This window comes from Isoptericola sp. NPDC057653 (assembly GCF_042799955.1).
GTDB lineage: Bacteria > Actinomycetota > Actinomycetes > Actinomycetales > Cellulomonadaceae > Isoptericola.
The window spans coordinates 605,914-626,590 of the sequence record NZ_JBHVHP010000001.1 but is presented as its reverse complement, the minus strand read 5'-3'; the positions used below and the strand labels follow the sequence as shown (position 1 = coordinate 626,590).

At 74.4% G+C, this 20,677-nt stretch carries 15 protein-coding genes; 10 read left to right on the top strand and 5 right to left on the bottom strand.

The genetic code is table 11. The features are described 5' to 3' along the window. Nucleotides 1-10 precede the first annotated feature (10 nt). On the bottom strand, nt 11-1,063 hold the full coding sequence (locus tag ACFU9A_RS02775; protein WP_430573731.1) for a LacI family DNA-binding transcriptional regulator: 1,053 nt from the start codon (nt 1,061-1,063) through the stop codon (nt 11-13). A gap of 138 nt (nt 1,064-1,201) precedes the next feature. Between ACFU9A_RS02775 and ACFU9A_RS02770 the strand changes: the two genes are divergently transcribed. From ACFU9A_RS02770 to ACFU9A_RS02755, 4 genes are all read left to right on the top strand, one after another. Then, the gene (locus ACFU9A_RS02770) at nt 1,202-4,867 is read left to right on the top strand and encodes a discoidin domain-containing protein (RefSeq protein ID WP_430573730.1); all 3,666 of its coding nucleotides are present in this window, start codon (nt 1,202-1,204) and stop codon (nt 4,865-4,867) included. Between the two features lie 100 nt (nt 4,868-4,967). Next, a complete protein-coding gene (locus ACFU9A_RS02765) occupies nt 4,968-5,546 on the top strand; it encodes a DNA-3-methyladenine glycosylase I (protein ID WP_430573729.1) in 579 nt (192 codons plus the stop codon). A gap of 17 nt (nt 5,547-5,563) precedes the next feature. Further along, nucleotides 5,564-6,289: a ZIP family metal transporter gene (locus tag ACFU9A_RS02760; protein ID WP_430573728.1), complete on the top strand. Its 726-nt coding sequence runs from the start codon at nt 5,564-5,566 to the stop codon at nt 6,287-6,289. Nucleotides 6,290-6,338: 49 nt separating this feature from the next. After that, nucleotides 6,339-6,869 carry a GrpB family protein gene (locus ACFU9A_RS02755; RefSeq protein WP_430573727.1) on the top strand — a complete coding sequence of 177 codons (531 nt, stop codon included), beginning with the start codon at nt 6,339-6,341 and terminating at the stop codon, nt 6,867-6,869. 16 nt (nt 6,870-6,885) lie between these two features. On the opposite strand, the gene ACFU9A_RS02750 is transcribed toward ACFU9A_RS02755, so the two are convergent. The 3 genes from ACFU9A_RS02750 to ACFU9A_RS02740 all read right to left on the bottom strand — a co-directional run bounded on the left by ACFU9A_RS02750 (nt 6,886) and on the right by ACFU9A_RS02740 (nt 13,401). Next, nucleotides 6,886-10,239 carry a GH92 family glycosyl hydrolase gene (locus ACFU9A_RS02750; protein WP_430573726.1) on the bottom strand — a complete coding sequence of 1,118 codons (3,354 nt, stop codon included), beginning with the start codon at nt 10,237-10,239 and terminating at the stop codon, nt 6,886-6,888. A gap of 100 nt (nt 10,240-10,339) precedes the next feature. Next, the gene (locus tag ACFU9A_RS02745; RefSeq protein WP_430573725.1) at nt 10,340-12,208 is read right to left on the bottom strand and encodes a glycoside hydrolase family 2 protein; all 1,869 of its coding nucleotides are present in this window, start codon (nt 12,206-12,208) and stop codon (nt 10,340-10,342) included. A gap of 92 nt (nt 12,209-12,300) precedes the next feature. Continuing rightward, a complete protein-coding gene (locus tag ACFU9A_RS02740; protein ID WP_430573724.1) occupies nt 12,301-13,401 on the bottom strand; it encodes a LacI family DNA-binding transcriptional regulator in 1,101 nt (366 codons plus the stop codon). A gap of 113 nt (nt 13,402-13,514) precedes the next feature. On the opposite strand from ACFU9A_RS02740, the gene ACFU9A_RS02735 reads away from it, so the two are divergent. The 6 genes from ACFU9A_RS02735 (at nt 13,515) to ACFU9A_RS02710 (ending at nt 19,856) form a co-directional block, all read left to right on the top strand. Then, nucleotides 13,515-14,933, top strand: a complete 1,419-nt coding sequence (locus ACFU9A_RS02735) for an extracellular solute-binding protein (RefSeq protein ID WP_430573723.1) — start codon at nt 13,515-13,517, stop codon at nt 14,931-14,933. A gap of 14 nt (nt 14,934-14,947) precedes the next feature. Continuing rightward, nucleotides 14,948-15,910: a carbohydrate ABC transporter permease gene (locus tag ACFU9A_RS02730; RefSeq protein WP_430573722.1), complete on the top strand. Its 963-nt coding sequence runs from the start codon at nt 14,948-14,950 to the stop codon at nt 15,908-15,910. Between the two features lie 7 nt (nt 15,911-15,917). Next, nucleotides 15,918-16,847: a carbohydrate ABC transporter permease gene (locus ACFU9A_RS02725; RefSeq protein WP_430575329.1), complete on the top strand. Its 930-nt coding sequence runs from the start codon at nt 15,918-15,920 to the stop codon at nt 16,845-16,847. A gap of 65 nt (nt 16,848-16,912) precedes the next feature. Next, nucleotides 16,913-18,223, top strand: coding sequence for an ABC transporter substrate-binding protein (locus ACFU9A_RS02720; RefSeq protein WP_430573721.1), 1,311 nt, complete (start codon nt 16,913-16,915; stop codon nt 18,221-18,223). Nucleotides 18,224-18,267: 44 nt separating this feature from the next. Beyond that, on the top strand, nt 18,268-19,323 hold the full coding sequence (locus tag ACFU9A_RS02715) for an App1 family protein (protein WP_430573720.1): 1,056 nt from the start codon (nt 18,268-18,270) through the stop codon (nt 19,321-19,323). Then, the gene (locus ACFU9A_RS02710; protein WP_430573719.1) at nt 19,320-19,856 is read left to right on the top strand and encodes a GNAT family N-acetyltransferase; all 537 of its coding nucleotides are present in this window, start codon (nt 19,320-19,322) and stop codon (nt 19,854-19,856) included. Before ACFU9A_RS02715 ends, ACFU9A_RS02710 begins: the two co-directional genes overlap by 4 nt. Nucleotides 19,857-19,909: 53 nt before the next feature. On the opposite strand, the gene ACFU9A_RS02705 is transcribed toward ACFU9A_RS02710, so the two are convergent. After that, a complete protein-coding gene (locus ACFU9A_RS02705; protein ID WP_430573718.1) occupies nt 19,910-20,623 on the bottom strand; it encodes a response regulator in 714 nt (237 codons plus the stop codon). Between the last annotated feature and the right edge of the window lie 54 nt (nt 20,624-20,677).

Genomic DNA, 20,677 nt, shown 5'->3' with positions numbered 1-20,677 from the left:
CCGGCCGCCGTCAGGAGGCCGGGGGCACCTCGCCGCTACCCCGCGGCACGAGGTGCGTCGGCACGACGACGAGCTGCGCGGCGCGCGTGGGGTCCGCGGCCCGCGCCAGCGCGAGGGACGCCGCCTGCCGCCCCATCTCGACCGCGTCGTAGCCGACCACCGTCACGCCCAGCAGGTCGGCGAGCTCGAAGTCGTCGAAGCCGACGAGGGCGACCGGCGCGCCGCCCGCGCGCGACCGTGCGCGGAGGGCGTGCAGCGCTCCCACGGTGATCTTGTTGTTCGCGGTCACGAGGGCGGTGGGCGGCTCGTCGAGCGACAACAGCTCGGCGACGAGCGCGCCGGCGACGGCCGCGTCGTGCGCGCCGTCCCGCACGTACCGCTCCGGGTCGGCGACGTCGCCGGCCTCCAGGGCCGCGACGAACGCGTCGCGACGCTCGCGGAACGTCCACAGCCGCGACTCGTCGCCGACCAGGCCGATCCGGCGGTGCCCGTGCGCCAGCAGGTGCCGCACGGCCGCGCGCACCCCGCCCCCGTTGTCGATGACCACCGTGTCGGCCTCGACGTCGGGCGCCGGGCGGTCCACCAGGACCACGGGCAGCCCCTCCGCCTGCTCCTCGCGCAGGGCGGCGTGGTCGCCCGACGTGGGGGTCAGCAGCAGCGCGCCCACCCGCCGCTCGACCAGCTCGTCGGTGAGCTGCCGCTCGCGGTCCGGGTCCTCGTCGGTGCTCGCGGTGAGGAGCTGCAGCCCCCGCCCCCGCAGCTCGCGCTCGATGCCGCTCGCGAGCGCGGAGTAGAACGGGTTGGCGAGGTCGCCGGTGACGAACCCGACCAGGCGGGCCGCGCCGCCCCGGGCGAGGTCCGCCGCGGCGGCGTTGCGTCGGAACCCGAGGTCGTGGGCGGCGGCCCGGACACGCTCCCGGGTGCTCGCGGCCACGTTGGGTTCCGCGTTGAGCACGCGCGAGGCCGTCTTGAGGCTCACCCCGGCCCGCTCGGCGACCGCCGCGAGGGTGGGGCGGCGGCCGCGGCGGTGGCCGGGCTCGAGCGTGGGGGTGTCCTGCGTCATCTGTTCTCCCGACAGCAGCGGACGATCGTGCCGACGACCTTATCGAGAACCTGCACGGTCCCGGCCACGCGAGGGCATGGCTGCGCTATTCTCCACCCGGTTGCCGACAGCGCTGTCTTCCACCTCCGGGAGTTTCCCATGACCACCAGACCTGCCCCCGCTCGCGGCCCCCGACGCCGGCGCGCGACCGCGTGGGCCGCCGCCGCCACGGCCGGCGCCCTCCTCACCTCCCTGGCCGTGGGACCGGCCGCCGCCGGCACGCCCCTCGCCGGTGCGACCGCCTCCGCCCCGGACGCGACGCCGGCCTACGGGGCGCCGGACGCCACCGCGGCCGACTACTACGGCGCGCTGCTGCGGCACACCCGCTGGGCGGAGACCGTCTGGGACCCCGCCGCGGGCGTCTACCAGGCGAAGGACATGAACTTCGCGGTCGTGCTGGGCAACGCCGTCCTGCTCACCCGGGGCGAGTACGACGCCCGGCTCGCGGGGGTCTCGAAGGACGTGCTCCGCGAGCACACGGTCGCCACCATCGAGCACTACGCCGCGACCAACCGGCTCGTCGACCCGGCGGGCACCTGGGGCAAGCAGCTCTTCTGGGACTCCACGTTCCAGTCGTACTTCCTCACGGCCGGCACGTTGCTCTGGGACGAGCTGGACGCGACGACGCGGGCGAACCTCACGACGATCGCGACGGGCCAGTCCGACTACACCGCGGGCCTCGACTTCGGGCACGACCCCCTGTCGGGCTCGTGGAACGCCGACTGGCCGACCGGCAAGTTCGAGGGCGACACCGCGCAGGAGGAGGTCGGCGTCTACACGCAGGCCCTCGCGCCGGGCCTCGCGTGGGCGCCGGACGACCCGGACGCCGCCACCTGGGCCGACCAGCTCGGCGACTGGGGCCGCAACGCCGCCGGTCAGCCGACCGCCGACCGGAACAACCCCGCCGTCGTCGCGGGCAAGGCCGTGTCGACCAACACGATGCACACGATCCACGACACGTACCTCGTGGAGAACCACGGCTCCTTCGGCCCGCACTACCAGTCGGACATCTGGCGGTCGGGCGGGCGCAACGCGATCCACTTCCTGCTGCGCGACGAGCCGCTGCCGGAGATCCTCACCCGGCAGCCCAACTCGGCGGAGCTGTGGGAGTCGATCAAGCTCGTCATGGCGGACGCCGGCGAGCCGTTCATGCCGATGGTCGCCGACCGGGAGTTCCTCTACGGCCGCGACGCCATCCCGATGGCGTTCCTCGGCCAGGTGCTGCGCGACCCCGACGCGGCGCGCGCGGAGGCGAACCTCGCCGCCGCGCTCGAGGACTACCAGGCGTACGCCCCCGTGAACCGGCTGACGAAGTTCTCGGGCGAGCCCAAGTACGAGCCGGAGGCCCGCGCCGAGATCGCCATCTCCTACCTGCTGCACGTCGAGGCGGCCGAGTCCGCCGCCGGGCCCGTGGAGCCGACACCGCAGGACGAGTTCTTCGACCGCCTCGCCGGGGTCCGCGACTTCGGCGCCGGGCCGGGCCTGACGGTCCAGCAGTCCGCCGACGCCTGGGCGGCCGCGTCGAGCCGCAAGGGCTTCGTGAAGTTCCCCTGGGTGCCGCAGCACGACTCGTGGCTCTTCCACGTCTCCGGCTCCACGCCGTACCTCTACCCCACCACCGGCGCGACGGTCGGCGAGCGCCGCGTGCGCACCTACACCGCGCCGCGGGACGGCTTCGAGGGCACCACGTCGGTGTTCCGGGTCGGCGACGGGTACGCCGGCCAGGCCACCCTCCCGACCGGGGCGGCGCTCTACGCCTCGACCGGGGCCGGGCCGGACGACGCGAGCCTGTCCGTGCGCAACCTCGACATGGACGGGTACGCGGGCCTCGACGGCTCGCGCACCTACACGACGGCGGAGGGCGAGACGACGGCGAGCCTGCCGGTCACCCGGCCCGCCGACCCGGCCGACGAGAGGGCCGCGCGGGTCGACGACCTCGCGTTCTCGCCCGTGACCGCGCGGTACGTGCGCGTGCTCGGCCAGCAGGGCCACCCGCAGTACGGCTACTCGATGTACGCGTTCCACGCGTACGGCGCCGACGGCTCGGGCGCCGACCTCGCGGCCGGCAGGACCGCGACGGCGTCCAGCGAGGACGCCGCGAACGGCCGCACCGCGGCGCGCGTCACCGACGGCTCCCCGGCCACGCGCTGGGCCGTCTCGGTGCCCGAGCGCAGCCGGCCCGACTCGTGGGTGCAGGTCGACCTCGGCGAGGAGCGCACCGTCGGTGCCGTGCGCCTCGCGTGGGAGGCCGGCGCCGGCGCGCGCTACCTGGTCCAGACGTCGGCCGACGGCGAGACGTGGACCACGGCGACCGCCTACGGCAAGGCCCCGGCGGACGTGAACGTCGCCCGCCTCGACACGGTGGACCTCACGCCCGAGGGCGCCGCCCACCCCGCGCCGGTCACCGCCCGCTACGTGCGCATGCAGGGCGTGCGCGGCGACGCGGCGTACGGCTACTCGCTCTACCACCTGCGGGCGTTCTCCCCCGCCGGCACGGACGTCGCCGCCGGGCGCCCGGCGACGGCGTCGAGCGCCGCCGGCGGGAACCCCGCGAGCGCCGTCACGGACGGGTCGGCCACGACCCGCTGGGCGGTGGCGGTCGGCGACCGGGCCCGCCCCGACTCGTGGGTCCAGGTGGACCTCGGCGCCCCGACCGAGGTCGGCCAGGTGCAGCTCGGCTGGGAGGCCGCCGCCGGCCAGGAGTACCGCGTGCAGACGTCGCTCGACGGCCGGACCTGGCACGACGCCGCGTCCTTCCGGTACACGGGCGACCAGGTGCTCACGAGCGACGGCTCCTGGATCGACGTGGAGGGCGAGGCCGGGTTCGTCGTGCGCGGCACGGACGCGCCGATCACGGTGTCGCGGGCGAGCGACACCCGCCACGTGGTGCGGCTCGCCGACGGTGCGACCGGGCCGCGGCTCGTGGAGATGGTGCCCGGCGACGCGGCCGCCACGGCCGCGCAGGCCGACCGCGCCGTCCCGACGGCCGACGACCCCGGCCTGCTCGTCAGCGTCGTCGACGGCTACCTCGTCGCCTTCAACCTCACCGACGCCGACGTCACGAGCTCCGTCACGGTGCCGCACGCCGGCGGGACGGTCGCGGTCTACCAGGGCACGCAGGAGGTCGGCGCGACGTCGTCGGCGCTGACCGTCGAGGTCGGCGCCGGCGAGGCCGTGGTGCGGGCACCCCGGGCCACCGTCTCCCGGCGGGACGGCGGCACCCCGGCCGGGGTCACCGTGCGCACCGCCGACGCGCGGACGTTCGCCCTCGTCGGGCGGGGCGTGCCCGTGACGGTGACGAACGCCGAGACCGGCACCGCCCGCACGGTCGGCGCGACGCCGTCCGGCACCCCGCTGCGGTTCGGCGCGGCGACCGCGTTCCCGGTGGCGGACCTGGCGCTGAGCACCCTCACGTTCCCCGCGTCGGTGCTGCCGGAGGGGATGACGTCGCCCTCGGCGGCGGTCGACGGCGACGGCACGACGGCCTGGGTGCCCGGCCCGGGCGGCCGGATGGTCACCGACCTCGGTGCCGCGCACGCCGTCGGGCGCGTCGTCGCGTCGTGGGAGCGCGGCGGGGCGCCGTCCGCGGTGGTCTCCGTGAGCGACGACGGGCTGACGTTCACGGACGTCGGCACGATCCGGGGCGGGCGGCCCGAGGGCACGCTCGACGTCGCCCGGACGGCCCGGTACGTCGCGCTGACCACCTCGTGGGGCACGGGCGACCCCGGGCTCACCGCCCTGCGGGTCCTGCCCGCGGCGGACTGAGGACGGCACCGCGCCGGTCGTAGCCCCCGAGGCTGCGCACAGGGCCCGGCACCCGTGGATGATCTCCGCGGGTGTCGGGCCCTGCGTGCACGCTGGGGGCATGACGACGACCACCCCCGCCGCCCGGTGCTTCGGCGACGGCGACCCCCTGTACGAGGCGTACCACGACACCGAGTGGGGCGTGCCCGTGCACGGCGAGGCCGCGCTGCTGGAACGGATCGCGCTGGAGGGGTTCCAGTCCGGCCTGTCCTGGATCACCGTGCTGCGCAAGCGGCCCGCGTTCCGGGAGGTGTTCCTCGACTTCGAGCCCGAGCGCGTGGCGGCGCTCGGCCCCGACGACGTGGAGCGGCTCCTCGGCGACGCGCGCATCATCCGCAACCGCCAGAAGATCGAGGCCACGATCGGCAACGCGCGGGCGGTGCTCGCGCTGCACGACGACGGGCGCACGCTCGACGAGCTGTTCTGGTCGTTCGCTCCCCCGGCCCGCGAGCACCGGCTCGGCGCGTGGGACGTGGTGCCCGCGAGCACGCCCGAGTCCGTCGCGCTGGCGAAGGCGCTCAAGAAGGAGGGCTTCCGCTTCTTCGGGCCGACGACGGCGTACGCGGCCATGCAGGCGTGCGGGCTGGTGGACGACCATCTCGCCACGTGCCCGGTCGTCGACGGGCATGCCGCCGCCTGACCTGGTCGAATGGTCGGGTGCTGGGGTTCTGGTGGGGCCTGCTGGGCAGCTCGTCGCTGCTGATCGGTGCCGCCCTGGTGCTGTGGCGCACGCCGAGCCGGCGGCTCACGGGCCTGATCATGGCGTTCGGCGCCGGCGTCCTCATCAGCGCGGTCGCGTACGACCTGGTGGAGGACGCGTCGCGCGCCGCGAGCGGGTGGGTGCTGCTCGCGGGTCTCGCAGCCGGCGCGCTGACGTTCTTCGTGGGCGACCTGCTCATCGACCGGCGCGGCGGGGTCGACCGCAAGCGGTCCACCGGCGCCCAGTCGGAGGGGTCGGGCGGCGCGATCGCGCTGGGCACGGTGCTGGACGGCATCCCGGAGTCGGTGGTGCTGGGCTCCACGCTGGTCGGCGGCGGCGGCGTGAGCATCGCGGTGCTCGCGGCCGTGTTCGTCTCCAACCTGCCGGAGGCGATGGCCGCCACCGTGGGGCTGCGCCAGGCCGGCACGTCGACCGCCCGCCTCGCCCTGCTGTGGGGCGGCACCACCCTGGTCTCCGCGCTCGCCGCGGGCGTCGGGTACGCGGCGCTCGGCACCGCCGACCCGGCGACCATCGCCATCGTGCAGTCCTTCGCCGCGGGCGCGCTGCTCACCATGCTCGTGGACACGATGATCCCCGAGGCCACGGAGTTCGGCGGGCCGGTGACGGGGCTGGTCACCGTGCTCGGGTTCGCCACCGCGTTCGGACTGTCGGCCCTGGGATAGGCGGCACGCGGGTTCCGGGGGACGGCGCCCGGCCGCTAGGGTCGGCCCGATGATCCGGCTGGTGGAGCACCGCCCCGAGTGGGCGGAGGAGTTCCGCGCGGAGGCCGTCCGGCTGCGCGCGCACCTGGGCGATCGCGTCGTCGACCTGGAGCACATCGGCAGCACGGCCGTGCCGGGCCTCGTGGCGAAGCCGATCCTCGACCTCGGCGCCCGCGCGGCGCCCGGCGCCGACCCGTGCGGCCTCGCGGAGGCGGTCGCCCCGCTGGAGTACGGGCAGCTCCGGTCCGGGCCCGCGAACCACGGGGTCTACGTCCGGATGTCGCCGGACGGCGCGCGCACCCACATCCTGCACGTCTTCGCCTTCGACGGGTGGGACACCTGCCCGCAGCGGCTGTTCCGCGACAGGCTGCGGCACGACGCGGACGCGCGCCGCCGGTACGGCGAGCTGAAGACGCGCCTCGCCGCCACGCTCACCGACGGCCGGGAGTACACGGCGGCCAAGCGCGACCTCGTCGAGACGCTGCTCAACGAGGAGCGCGCGGCGCGCGGCCTCCCCCCGACCGCCGCCTGGGACAAGTAGCCGGGCCTGCGGCGGCCTACCGCCCTCCGGCGAGCAGCTCCACCTGCGCGAGCGTGAGCGGCCCCTGGCCGTCGGTCTCGGTCACCACCAGCCGCAGCGCGCCGTACCGACCCGGCCGCGCGACGGTGAACGGGCGCGTCTGCCGCGCCCAGCGGAACACCTCGCCCGACCGCTCATCGAGCACGGTCCACGTGCCGTCCGGGCCCTCGTCGTCGGAGCCCTCCAGCCGCCAGGCCGCCGGGGCGGCGCCGCCCGGGCCCGAGGTGAGGGTGTAGCGCAGCACCTCGGGCCGCTCCCCCGCCGGCGCCGACCACGTGACGACCGGCGTGCGGGAGGCGAACACGGCCGCGGTGGCCGACGTGTCGTCGACGAGGAGCTCGGCGACCCTCCCCGCGCCGTCGGCCTGCGCGTCGTCGTCCACCCGCAGGGTGCCGGCCCGCGTGACGTCGGCCAGCGGGGCGGGCGGCGCGTCGCCGCCGGTGAGCGACGGCGGCGCGTCGTCGGGGCCCGTGCCCCAGGCGGACGGCTCGGGACCCATGGCGAGCTCGACGGTGGTGCCCCCGGCGAGGTCGGCGTGGTCCAGCCAGGCCGCGCTGCGGGGCACGCCGTCCACGGTGAGGGACTGCACGTGGACGTTCTCCAGCGAGTTCCCCACGGTCCGGACCACCAGGTCGCCGTCGGGGCGGTGGATCGTGACCTCGTCGAACAGCGGCGACCCCACCGCGTACCGCGGGGAGCCGACCTGCAGCGGGTAGAGGCCGATCGCGGCGAGCAGCCACCACGCGGACATCTCGCCGTTGTCCTCGTCGCCGGGGTAGCCCTGGCCGATCTCGCTGCCGACGAAGAGGCGGCGCAGGGCCTCGCGCAGGATCCGGTGGGCCTTGGCCGGCGCGCCCACCGCGGTGTAGAGCCAGGGCACGTGGTGCGAGGGCTGGTTGCTCACGCCCCACATCCCCAGCCGCACGTCTCGCGCCTCGGTCATCTCGTGGATGACCTGCCCGTACCCGCCCACGTGGGTGCCGTCCTCGGGCCGGGAGAAGAACTCGTCGAGCCGCGCCTCCAGGCCCGCGGGGCCGCCGTAGAGGTTCGCCAGGCCGCGCGGGTCGTGCGGCGCGTGGAAGGCGAAGTTCCAGGCGTTCGTCTCGGTGAAGGGCCCGCCCCAGTCGTCGGGGTCGAAGTGCCGCGCCGCGGGCGTGAACGCGCCGTCGGCCCCGCGCGCGCGGAAGAAGGCGACCTCCGGGTCGAACAGCGCCCCGTACTGGCCGGCGCGGTCCAGCAGGTAGGCGGACTCCTCGCGCAGGTCCGCGCGCCGGTGGTCCGGCGTCGCCGGGTCCTCCGCGAGCGCCGCCGCCATCGTGCCGATGCCGAAGTCGTTGAGGCAGCCCTCGAGGCCCCACGAGACCGACTCGTGCGTGGTCGCGGGGGTGAAGCCGAGGAAGGCGGACGTCTCCAGGCCCTTGCGGCCGACGGCGTCGTGCGGGGGCGCGACGGTCGCGTTCTTCAGCGCGGCGTCGTAGGCGTCGAGGGCGAGGGCGGTGGGCAGCGCACCCTTGAGGTACGCGTCCGCGAACGCGACGTCGGAGCTGGTGCCGGTCATGAGGTCGGCGTAGCCCGGTGACGACCAGCGGGAGACCCAGCCGCCGTCGCGGTACTGCTGCACGAACCCGTCGGCGAGCTCGGCCGTGCGCCGGGGGTCCAGCAGCGCGAGCGCCGGCCAGGCGGTGCGGTAGGTGTCCCAGAACCCGTGGTTGACCATCATCGGGCCGTCCACGACGGCCGCCCCGGTGGCCGTGTCGGTGCTCGGCCCGACGGGCGGGGCGACCGGGCTGGCGTGCCGGCGCACGGGGGCGTCGACCGTGCCCGCGTTCTCGGTGTGCGAGGTCGGGTAGAGGTGCAGGCGGTAGAGGTTGGAGTACAGGGTGACGCGCTGGTCGTCGGTGGCGCCGGCGACCTCGACGACGCCGAGCCGCTCCTCCCACAGCGCCCGCGCGGCGTCCTGGACCTCGGGGAACGACCGGCCGGCGAGCTCCTGGTCGAGGGCGCGGCGCGCCTGGTCGAGGCTCAGGTACGACGTCGCGAGGCGCAGCTCGACGACGAGGCCCTCCCCGTCGTGGCCCGAGGTGTCGAAGCTCGCGTACCGCGCGTGCTGCCGGTCGCCCGCTGCGGCGCCCACGGCGACCGGCGTCCGGTCGAAGACGCCGGCCACGAACATGCGCGAGCGGCCCACGGACAGCGGGCTGCCGTCGTCGACCCAGCCGGTCACCGTGCCGTCGGGGTGCGCGTCGAGGCGCGCCGCGCCGGCGGCCGTCGTGACGGTGTCGAGCAGCACGTGCCCGGCGGCGCCCGGGGTGCCGGCGGGGAACCCGAAGCGCAGCACGCCGCCGTGGTCGGTGGGCGCGGCGGCGAGGGTCAGGCCGTCCGCGAAGGTCACGGCGTACAGGTCGGGGCGGGCCGTCTCGTCGGCGTGGTCGAACGGCAGGCCGCGGGCGCCCAGCGCGGCCGTCGGGACCCCCGGCCCGGCGGCCGGCTGCACGACGAGCTGGTTGCGGTCCCCCATCCACGGGCTGGGCTGGTGCGAGACGCCGAAGCCCTGCAGCACGGGCCGGTTCCGGTGGTCGTTGGCCCGGTGGTACTCGTACAGCCAGCGCTGGGAGGCGGCGTCGGTCATGGGAACCCAGAGCGTGAACCCGTTCGGCACGGCCGTGGCGGGCGCGTTGTTGCCGCGCGAGAACTGGCCGCTCGACATCGTGCCGCGGCGGGTGTCGACGAGGGCGACGAGACCCGTGCCGCCGGCGACGGCGGGCTCCGCGACGAGGGCGACGTCGTCCACCCAGCCGGAGAAGGCGGCGTCGGTCATGCCCTCGGGCGGGTCGCAGCGCAGCAGGACGGCGTCCACGGTGCGGCCGGCGGCGACCGCGCCGACGTCCACCCGCACGGAGTTCCACTGGTCGGCGTAGAGGATCTTGCCCTCGCCCTGGGCGCGGGCGGTGGCCCCGGTGCCGTGGGTGTCGGTGGCGGGCAGGTCGGAGAGGAACGTGCCGTCGGTGAACGCCAGGTCGAGCGCGACGTACGTGGACGGGTACCGCAGGTCGCCGCGCAGGTCCGGCAGCACCACGTAGCTCAGCCGCGTGCGCGGCCCCACCTCGACCCCGAGCCCGCGGAACAGCACGTGCGTGACCGGACCGGCCTCCTCCCGGAGGCCCGCGAAGCCGAGCGCGTGCAGGCCGGTGAAGCCCGCCCGGTGCTTGTGGGTGGCGCCGGCCGCGGGGCCGTCCCCCACGCGCACGACCAGCGGCGCGTGCCGCGGGGTCGGCAGGGGCGCGGGGTCGCCGGGCTCGAAGGACGTCGCGAACGAGGTGGGGTGCGTCATCGGGTCTCCTCGGTGGGGCTGTCGTCAGGGTGCCGACGCAGCGATTCGGTCGCCTCCCGGGGCGGGAGACGACCGAATCGCTACGTCGAGGTGCCTGGTGTCAGTCGGCGTCCTTCTCGAAGGCGGCGGGGCGCACCTGCACCGCGCGCACCCTGTCGACGTCGAGCTTCTCGGAGCGGTCGAAGCGGTAGACGCCGTTCTGCTCCTGGAAGACGTCGGTGAGCTGCGTGTAGCAGTAGCCGAACATCAGCGGGTCGTCGAGCAGGGCGTCGGTGAGGCCGGCGAACCGGGTGTGGAACTCCTCCTCGTCGGCCACGCGCTGGCCGTACCCCCACGACTCGCTGCGGTCGTCGCCGGCGGCCTTCGCGGCCTCCTCCGGGTTCCACCAGATGCCGCCGTACTCGCTGCAGAAGTACGGCTGGCCCTTGTAGGGCAGCGAGATCGGGCCCTCGTCGTAGACGTTCGCGTACGGCTGGTCGGTCTTCAGGCCGGCCATGTCGCGGGCGAACGCCTCGGGCTCCTGCTCGTAGTGGTGGGAGTCCCACACGTCCGTCTCGAGCACCCGGTGCGAGTAGCCGCTGGCGTCGAGCACGGGGCGCGAGGGGTCCGCGAGCTTCGTCGCCAGGAACATGGCGCGCGTGACGTCGTCGAGCTGCGTGATCCGGTCGTGCAGCAGCTGGTGCGTCTCGTTCAGCGGGCACCAGCCGATGATCGACGGGTGGGAGAAGTCGCGCTCCAGGGCCTCCAGCCACTCGGCGACGTAGGACGTCGTCGGCTTCTGGTGGTCGTCCTTGCGGCCGAAGTCGCCGGAGCCCCAGTCGCCGAACTCGCCCCACACGAGGTAGCCGAGGCGGTCCGCGTGGTACAGGTAGCGCTCCTCGAACACCTTCTGGTGCAGGCGGGCGCCGTTGAAGCCGGCCTCGAGGCCCAGCTCGACGTCGCGCAGCAGGGCGGCGTCGCTCGGCGCCGTCATGAGCGACTCGGGCCAGTAGCCCTGGTCGAGCACGAGGCGCTGGAAGACGGGCTCCCCGTTGATGCGGATCGCCTTGCCCTCGATCGCCACGGACCGCAGGCCGGCGTACGAGCGCACGGAGTCGACGACGTCGCCCGCGCTGTCGTGCAGCTCCACCTCGACGCCGTACAGGTGCGGGTCCTGCGTGGACCACGGGCGCACCCGGTCCACGGGGATCACGACGCGCAGCGAGGGCGCCAGGTCCAGGTCCGCGCGCGTGGTCTCGGTGGCGACGACGCCGTCCGCGTCGGTCACCGTCACGACCACGTGGTGGCCGCGGCGGTTCTGCGTGAGCGGCACGCGCACGTCGAGGGCACGGGCGGCGAGGTCGGGCGTGATGCGGGGGCGGCGCAGGCTGGCGCCCGGCACCGGCTCCATCCACACGGTCTGCCAGATGCCGGTGGTGCGCGTGTAGTGGCAGTCCTTGTTGGCGTACAGGCCGGACTGCTTGCCGCGCGCCTGCGGGATGCCGCGGTGGTCGCGGGCCCGCACGACGACGGTCACCGTGTCGCCCGGCGCCGCCACGCCGAACAGGTCGGCCGTGAACGGCGTGAACCCGCCGCGGTGGCGCACCACCTCGGTGCCGTCCACCCACACGGTCGCGTCGTGGTCGACGGCGCCGAAGTGCAGCAGCACGTGGGTGTCGGCCCCGGCGACGTCCTCCCAGTCGGCGGGGACGGTCACCTCGCGGCGGTACCAGACCGCCTCGAGGAAGTCGGTGTTCTCCACCCCCGAGAGCTCGGACTCGGGGGCGAACGGCACGGTGATGGTGCCGTCGAGCGCGCGCTCGCGCAGGCCGCGCTCGAGGCCCGAGTCACCGGGGTCGATCTCGAACCCCCACGAGCCGTTGAGGTTGAGCCAGCGGTCGCGCACCACCTGCGGGCGCGGGTACTCGGGGCGGGGGATCTCGCCGCCGGTGGGGGCGGAGGGAGGATCGAGTCGATCGAGGACGGACATCGTTGAGCTCCGTTGCGCGTGGATGACAGTGCGCCGCCGATTCAACAGGGGAACGCGAAAAGATGCAACGTTGAATCAGGATTTGGTGCGTCTCAGTCGTCGACGGGCACCACCCGGCTGCTCTCGCGCACCAGGAGCCGGTGCGGGACGACGACGTCCACGTCCCCGCTCCCCGCGCCCTCCGAACGGCGCTCGACCTGCGCGATCACGCGCTCCACGGCCGCCTCCGCGATGGACTCGAGGTCCGGCGCCACGGTGGTCAGGGTGGGGTGGGAGAACCGCCCGTCCTCGATGTTGTCCCACCCGGTGACCGCGACGTCCTCGGGCACCCGCACCCCGTTGAGGCGCAGCGCGTGCAGGACGCCCAGGGCGAGCTCGTCGTTGGCACAGACGAGGCCGCCGACCTCGCTGATGCGGGGCAGCACCGACTCCACCGCCGCCACGCCCGCGGGGCGGGAGAACTGCGGCACGGGGAGGATCCAGCGCGGGTCCACGTCCAGGCCCCGCGCCGCGTGCGCCTCGCGGAAGCCCTGGAGCCGCGGGGTGCCCGAGCGGTCCGCCACCGACTCCGCGCCGACGAACGCCAGCCGGCGGCCGGTGGCGAGCAGGTGCTCCGTCACCTCCCGGGCCGCGCGGACGTTGTCGATGCTCACGTGGTCGGTGCGCCAGCGCCGGTCGTGCCCCGGGTCGTCCCGCTCGCCGAGCAGCACCATGGGCGTCTCGCCGCGCACCTCGGCGATCTCGGCGGGGCCGAGCGCGAGGGGCGAGAAGATGATCCCGTCGATCGAGTGCACCTGGAAACCGCGTGCCACCTGCAGCTCCGCGTCGCGCTCGGTGCGCGTCTCCTCGATGAGGACCCGGTAGCCGCGCCGCCCCGCGACGTCGATGACGATGTGCGCCAGCAGCGAGAAGTACGGCGAGTGCACCCACGGCACCGCGAGGGCGAGGGTGTTGGTGCGCCCCCGGCGCAGCTGCCGCCCGGCGAGGTTCGGGCGGTAGCCGAGGGTCGCGATGACCTCCTCGACGCGCGCCCGCGTGTCGTCCCCGACGCGCCCCGTCCCGTTGACGACGTTCGACACCGTCTTCCACGAGACGCCCGCCTCCGCGGCGACGTCCTTGATCCCCACCCGGCCCGACCCGCGGCCCCGGGCAACGGTGCCCGCGCGCTCCTTGCCGTCCTCGAGTCCCGACATCCACGTCTCCCTCCGGCGGCCCGCGATGAACCTTGCTGGATCTCTTGACGGGTCGCCCGCCCTAGTCCATCGTGGTCCCACGTTGGAGCGCAACGTTGCACCAAGGAGGGTCGATGAAGACCATGCAGCGCAGTTCAGCGTCGCCGGGAGGAGCGTGGCCGGGCCACGCACCCGGGCGACGTACCCGGTCCGGCACGGGTGGTCCCGCGGACGACGTCCCGCGATGGAGCCGCCGCGGCCTGCTCCAGGCCGCGCTCGTCGGGGCCGGCGGGATCGCGCTGGGCGGCGCGCTCTCCGGGTGCGCGACGCCGACGGCGTCGGGCTCGGGCCGCACGTCCGTGATGATCTGGGACCTGTTCTCCGGCGGCGACGGCGCCCTCATGCAGAAGATGGTCGGCGCGGTCGCGAACGAGAACCCGGACATCTCCGTGGACTCCACGACCCTCGCCTGGGGCGCGCCGTACTACACGAAGCTCGCGATGGCGTCGTCGGGCGGCCGCCCGCCCGAGGCCGCGGTGATGCACATGTCGCGTCTCGCCGGGTACGCGCCCGGCGGGCTGCTGGAGCCGTTCGACCTGGGCGCGCTCGCCGACCTCGGCATCACGCAGGAGGACTTCGCGCCCGCGGTGTGGGAGAAGGCGCAGTTCGACGGCCAGCTCTACGCGCTGCCGCTCGACACGCACCCGTACATCGCCTTCAACAACCCGGAGATCACCGGGAAGGCCGGCCTGCTCGACGCCGACGGCAAGCTCGACATCGCGCCCGGCGCCGACTCGTTCCTGGACGCCGGCCGCGCGATGGCGGAGGTCACGGGCGAGACGGGCGTCTCGTGGGGCTACCTGCGCGACCCCGCCGGCTGCTGGCGGATGTTCTGGGGCCTGTACAACCAGAACGGCGGCGGCTACGACCTCACCCCGGGCAAGGCCGCCGAGATCGACGAGCAGGCCGCCGCCGAGGTGTTCGAGTTCCTCCAGGCGATGGTGGACGGCAAGGTCGCGGCCACGAACCAGGACGGCGGCGCCGCCTCCGGCCGGTTCATGTCGAAGCGCACCGGGCTGATGTTCTCCGGCGAGTGGGACCTGCCGATGTTCCGGGACGCGATCCCCGACGTCGGCGGCACGCCCTTCCCGACGATCTTCGACACGCCGGCCAACTACGCCGACTCGCACTCGTTCGTGCTGCCGAAGCAGGCCCACGCGAACCCGGAGAAGCGCGCGGCCACGTACCGCGTCCTCGCCGGCCTCCTCAAGGAGGGCCTCACCTGGGCGGGCGCCGGCCACATCCCGGCGTACCAGCCCGTCGTGCAGACGCCCGAGTACCAGGACCTCACGCCGCAGCGCGACTACGCGCCCGCCGCCGAGATCGCGGTCTTCGACCCCGACGCCTGGTTCACCGGCGGCGGCAGCGACTTCCAGACGCGCATGGGCGACTCCATGACCGACACCCTGTCCGGCAAGGCGTCCCCCAAGACCGCCGTCGACCGCATGCTCAGCGAGATGAACCGCTTCCTCTCGCAGCCCAGCCCCGCCTGAGAGAGAGGACGACGATGACCGCCTCGAGCACGTCACTGAGCGCCCCCGTCGCGCGCCCCTCCCGGCGCCCGTCGAGCACCCGCACCCGCGGCTCCGCCGGCACCGTCCGCAGCTCGCTGCGCGAACGCGACCGGTCCGGGTACCTGTTCATCGCCCCGTTCGCGGCGGCGACCGGGCTCTTCCTGCTGTGGCCGACGATCTACGGCCTGTGGATGAGCTTCACCGACCAGAGCCTCACGGCCACGGACAGCTCGTTCATCGGCTTCGACAACTACATCGAGGCCTTCAGCGACCCCCAGGTGTGGCAGACGCTGCTGCACACCGTGTGGTTCACGGTGCTCAGCACCGTGCCGCTCATCCTGGTCGCGCTCCTCATGGCCCTGCTGGTGCACACCGGCCTGCCCGGCCAGTGGGTGTGGCGCCTGTCGTTCTTCGCGCCGTTCCTGCTGACCAGCGCCGTCGTGTCGTCCCTCGCGAGCTGGCTGTTCCAGCCCGAGATCGGCCTGCTCGACGTCTGGATCGCCAAGCTCGGGCTGGGCCCGATCGGCTGGCTCACCGACGAGAACGTCGCGATGTTCTCCATCGCGCTGGTCACCGTGTGGTGGACCGTCGGGTTCAACTTCCTGCTCTACCTGGCCGCGCTGCAGGGCATCCCGCAGCAGCAGTACGAGGCCGCGACCATCGACGGCGCCGGCGGCTGGCGGCGGCTGTTCTCCATCACGCTGCCGCAGCTGAAGACCATCACCGGCGTGATCGTGGTGCTGCAGCTGCTCGCGTCGCTCAAGGTGTTCGACCAGATCTACCTGCTCACCGCCGGCGGCCCCAACGGCAGCACGCGGCCCATCCTCGAGTACGTCTACGACACGGGCTTCACCAACTACCGCCTCGGGTACGCGTCGGCCATCTCGTACGTGTTCTTCGCCCTGATCCTCGTGTTCACGCTGGTCCGGCTGCTGCCGTCGAAGAAGGAGGCCTGACGTGGCCATCGCCGAGTCCGCCCAGGGTTCCGTCTCCACGCTGGTCGCCGCGCGCCGGTCGGCGGCGCAGCAGACCCGGGCCGAGAACCGCACCCTCACCAAGCTGACGATCGGGCCGTCCCCGTGGGTGCGGGCCGCCGCGCTCGCCGCCCTCGTCGTCATGGCCGTGCTGTGGCTGCTGCCCCTCGCGTGGGGCGCCGTCACCAGCTTCAAGCACGAGGCCGAGGCCGCGCTGCCCGCGTCGTGGTGGCCCAGCCAGGGCTGGACCCTCGACGCCTACCGCCAGGTGCTCGGCAACAGCGAGCTGCTGGGCTGGATGTGGAACAGCCTCGTCGTCGCCGTCCTCGTGACAGCGCTGACCGTGCTGATCTCCGCGATGGCCGCGTTCGCGTTCTCGCAGACCGTGTTCAAGGGCCGGGGCCTGCTGCAGTTCCTCACCGTCGCGTCGATCATGATGCCCGGCCAGATCCTCATCGTGCCGCTGTTCAAGCAGATGCAGGCGATGGGCCTGGTCGACACGTTCGCCGGCATCGTGCTGCCGCAGGTCGTGGCCCCGGTGATGGTGTTCATCCTCAAGCGGTTCTTCGACGCCATCCCCACGGAGCTCCTCGACGCCGCCCGCATCGACGGCGCCGGCACGTGGCGGCTCTTCTGGACGATCGTGCTGCCGCTGTCGAAGTCGATCCTCGTGGCGGTCGCGATCTTCGTGTTCATCGGCGCGTGGAACAACTTCCTGTGGCCGTTCATCGTCACGACCGACCCGCAGTTCATGACCCTGCCCGTGGGCCTGTCGACCGTGAAGAACGCCTACGGCGTGCAGTACGCGCAGAACATGGCGTCGGCGATGATCGCCGCCCTGCCGCTGCTCGTGGTGTTCATGCTCTTCCAGCGGCGCATCGTGCAGGGCGTCGCCACGACCGGCATGGGCGGCCAGTAGCACCGGCCCACCGCACGACGACCGGACCAGCCACATCCCGCACCGCCGCGGGACGGAAGGAACCCATGAAGCTCGCACGACTCAGCGGCGCCGTCGCCGCCGTGGCCCTGACGATCGGTCTCACCGCCGCCTGCGGCAACGGGGGCGCCGACGCCGGACCGGCGGCGCCGGTCTCCACCGACGAGGACATCACGCTCTCGTTCGCCTGGTGGGGCAACGACGACCGCGCCGAGAAGTACGAGAAGGCGATCGACCTCTTCGAGGAGGACCACCCGAACATCACCGTCCAGACCCAGTTCCAGGCCTGGGACGACTACTGGACGGCCCGGTCGACGGAGGCGGCGGGCAGCGCGCTGCCGGACGTCGTGCAGATGGACGCAGGCTACGTGCGCCAGTACGGCGCGACGGGCCAGCTCGCCGAGCTCGACGGCCAGGTCGGGGTCAACCTCGACGTCGACGGCGTGGACGACACCGCCCTCGCCTCGGGCCAGATCGAGGGCACGACGTACGCCGTCCCGGTCAGCCTCAACACCCAGTCGATCATCTACAACGCGAAGCTCCTCGAGGAGCTCGGCGTGGAGCCCCCGGCCGAGGGCTACGGCTGGGACGACCTGATCTCCTGGTTCGCCGACGTCGCCGAGGCGGGTGCGAAGCACGACCCGCAGGTGTACCCGATCGGCGACATGACGGGGAACAGCCCCTGGTTCCTGCAGTGGCTGGTGCAGCAGGGCAGGGCGCCGTTCACCGACGACGGGCAGATCGCCTTCACGAAGGACGACGTGCAGGCCTGGGCCGACCTGTGGGCGCCGCTGCGCGACGCCCAGGTCTTCTTCCCGGCGAAGCGCGCGGCGCAGCTCGAGCCGAAGACCGGCCTGAACTCGCGCGAGGTGGTCGCCGAGGCGAACTGGGACACCCTGATGCCCAACTACGTGGCCGAGCTCGGCAGCGACGACCTGCAGCTGCTGCCCATCCCGACCGGGGACGACGGCAAGAAGATGTACTGGCACTCCGGCGTCATGCTCTCGGCGTCCGCCAGCTCGTCGCACCCGGACGCGGCGGCCGCGCTCATCGACTTCATGACGAACGACCCGCGGGTCGGCGAGATCTTCGGCACCAGCAAGGGCGTCCCCGCGACGCAGGCGCAGAAGGACGCGATGGCGCTCGAGGACGGGTCGCCCGACTCCCGCCTCATCGCCTACGAGGACGCGGCGAAGGACGACGTCACGGAGCCGGCTCCGGTGCCCGTCGAGGGCTACGGGGAGATCGAGGCCGAGATGGCGCGCCTGTCCGAGGAGGTCCAGTACGGCAAGCTCACCGAGGACCAGTTCGTGGACCAGTGGTTCGCCTACGTGCAGGACACGGTGAAGCAGTCCTGAGCCACGCCGCGCGCAGGCACCCCCGGGCCGCGAGACTCGGGAGCATGTCCGCCCCCGCCACCCAGCACGCCACCCCCCGACCCACGCAGCGGCCCCACCTGGCCGCCGTGCTCGAGGACCGGTGGTGCGCGGTGGCGGGGGCGTTCCTGCGCCGCCGCGGGTGGGTTCCCCGCCTGCTCACGTACACCGGGCTCGGCACGCCGCGCGACGTGCGCGTGCTGGCGCGCGTGCTGCTGGTGCCGCCGTCGCGGGCGTCGGGCCCGCTGTCCCCGGTGGACCACGCCGCCCGACGCCCCCTGCGCAGCTACCTGACGATGCCCGCGCCGGGCGAGCCGGTGCGCGTCGTGGTGGGAGGGGCGGACGTCGTCGTCGAGACGGACCGGGCGGGCTACGTGGACGCCGAGGTGCCGCTGCCCGACGACGAGCCCCTGGCCCCCGGGCGCCACGACGCGACGCTCACCGCCGTGCGCACCGGGGTCGCGGCGGCCGCGCCCGTCGTGGTCGTGGCGGACACGGCGTCGTTCGGGGTGGTGAGCGACATCGACGACACGGCGATGATCACGGCCGTCCCGCGCCCGCTGGTCGCGGCGTGGAACACGTTCTTCAGCCGTGCGGGCGCGCGCCGCCCCGTGCCGGGGATGGCGCAGCTGTACCGGCGCATCGCCGCGGACCGCCCCGACGCGCCGTTCGTCTACCTCTCCAACGGCGCCTGGAACACCGCCGGGACGCTGTCCCGGTTCCTCGACCGGCACGGCTTCCCGCCCGGCCCGCTGCTCCTCACGGACTGGGGCCCCACGCAGACGGGCTGGTTCCGCAGCGGGCCGCAGCACAAGGGCGACAGCCTGGACCGCCTCATGACCACCTTCCCCGACGTGCGGTGGCTGCTGGTGGGCGACGCCGGCCAGCTCGACGAGGACGTGTACGTGCGGGCGTCGGCGCGCTGGCCGGGGCGGGTGGTGGCGATCGCCGTCCGACAGGTCGCCCGGGCCCGCGTGCGGCCGTCGCGGGGGCGGCCGGAGGCGGGAGCGCCGCTGGTGCACGGCGCCGACGGCGCGCAGCTCGCCGACCGGCTGGCGGGGCGCTGGGGCGACGCGACGTGACCGCGCGCCCGCCGCCCCCCGAGCCGGAGCGCCGCCTCGTGCCGCCCACGACCGGCCTCGCCCGGCAGTGGCACGCCGGCCACGACGACTGGGGGCCCGGCCTCCACGAGGACGGGTTCGGGCTCGGCCCCGACGACGACGTCGAGTCCGTGACGGGCTTCGCGGACTGGGTGGGCCGGGTGCGCTCCGCCCCGGCGGCGACGCTCTGGTGGATCGTCGTCGTGGGCGACGACGGCGCGCCCGACATCGTCGGCGGCATCGCTCTGCGCCACCCCGACCACCCCGACGGCGCCCGCCACGGCCACATCGGTTACGGCGTCCGTCCCGGGGCCCGCGGGCGGGGGCACGCGGCGTGGGCGCTCGCGCGGGTCCTGGAGGTGGCCGCGACCCAGCACGGGATGGACCACGCCGACCTCGTGTGCGAGGAGGGCAACACCGCGTCGGCGGGGCTGATCGAGAAGCTCGGCGGCCGGGTGGTCGACCACCCGCACGCGGGCGTCGTGCGCTACCGGGTGCCGCTCGCGCCGAGGTAGAGCCTCCGGCCGCGAGGTCGCGCCCGCCGAGCACGACCTCGCGGCCGGAGGCTCTACCTCGTGGCGGTCGGCCCGCCGTGGACCGGGACGAAGCCGGACTCGTAGGCACGCACCACCGCCTGGGTGCGGTCGCGCACGCCGAGCTTGGCGAGCACGTTGCCCACGTGCGTGCGCACGGTCTCGACGCCCAGGTACAGCTCGCCGGCGATCTCCGCGTTCGACAGGCCCGTCGCCATCAGCCGCAGCACCTCACCCTCCCGCTCGGTGAGCCGCGCGTCCCGCAGCGCGTCGCCCGCGTCGTCGCTCCCCCGGGCCGCCACGAGCCGCCGCACCGCGTCGGGGAACAGCAGCGAGTCGCCGCGCGCCACCAGCCGCACGGCGTCCGCCACCTCCTCCGGGCGCGCCCGCTTCAGCAGGAAGCCCTGCGCCCCGGCGTGCAGGGCGTCGAGCACGTGGTCGTCGTTCTCGAACGTCGTGAGCACGAGGACACGCGGCGCCGGCACGCCCGGGCGGTCCGCCCCGACGACGGCCCGCGTCGCCGCGATCCCGTCCACGCGCGGCATCCGCACGTCCATGAGCACCACGTCCGGACGTGCCTGCGCCACCACCTGCGGCACCTCGGACCCGTCGCCCGCCTCGCCGACCACCTCCAGGTCCGGCTCCGCGTCGAGGATGACGCGCAGCCCCGCGCGCACCAGCGGCTCGTCGTCGACGAGGACGACGCGGACGGCGGCGGCGCGGGTGTCGGTCTCGGCAGGCACGGTCACGCCGTCGATCCTGCCGCACCCTGCGTCCAGCGCCCACCGAGGGCATACCGCGCC

Bases quoted from the DNA above. Each gene is read 5' to 3' on its own strand.
- ACFU9A_RS02745 (WP_430573725.1), bottom strand. From the start codon at position 12,208: ATGTCCGTCCTCGATCGACTCGATCCTCCCTCCGCCCCCACCGGCGGC.
- ACFU9A_RS02750 (WP_430573726.1), bottom strand. From the start codon at position 10,239: ATGACGCACCCCACCTCGTTCGCGACGTCCTTCGAGCCCGGCGACCCC.
- ACFU9A_RS02755 (WP_430573727.1), top strand. From the start codon at position 6,339: ATGATCCGGCTGGTGGAGCACCGCCCCGAGTGGGCGGAGGAGTTCCGC.
- ACFU9A_RS02770 (WP_430573730.1), top strand. From the start codon at position 1,202: ATGACCACCAGACCTGCCCCCGCTCGCGGCCCCCGACGCCGGCGCGCG.
- ACFU9A_RS02775 (WP_430573731.1), bottom strand. From the start codon at position 1,063: ATGACGCAGGACACCCCCACGCTCGAGCCCGGCCACCGCCGCGGCCGC.
- ACFU9A_RS02765 (WP_430573729.1), top strand. From the start codon at position 4,968: ATGACGACGACCACCCCCGCCGCCCGGTGCTTCGGCGACGGCGACCCC.
- ACFU9A_RS02740 (WP_430573724.1), bottom strand. From the start codon at position 13,401: ATGTCGGGACTCGAGGACGGCAAGGAGCGCGCGGGCACCGTTGCCCGG.
- ACFU9A_RS02720 (WP_430573721.1), top strand. From the start codon at position 16,913: ATGAAGCTCGCACGACTCAGCGGCGCCGTCGCCGCCGTGGCCCTGACG.
- ACFU9A_RS02735 (WP_430573723.1), top strand. From the start codon at position 13,515: ATGAAGACCATGCAGCGCAGTTCAGCGTCGCCGGGAGGAGCGTGGCCG.
- ACFU9A_RS02715 (WP_430573720.1), top strand. From the start codon at position 18,268: ATGTCCGCCCCCGCCACCCAGCACGCCACCCCCCGACCCACGCAGCGG.
- ACFU9A_RS02730 (WP_430573722.1), top strand. From the start codon at position 14,948: ATGACCGCCTCGAGCACGTCACTGAGCGCCCCCGTCGCGCGCCCCTCC.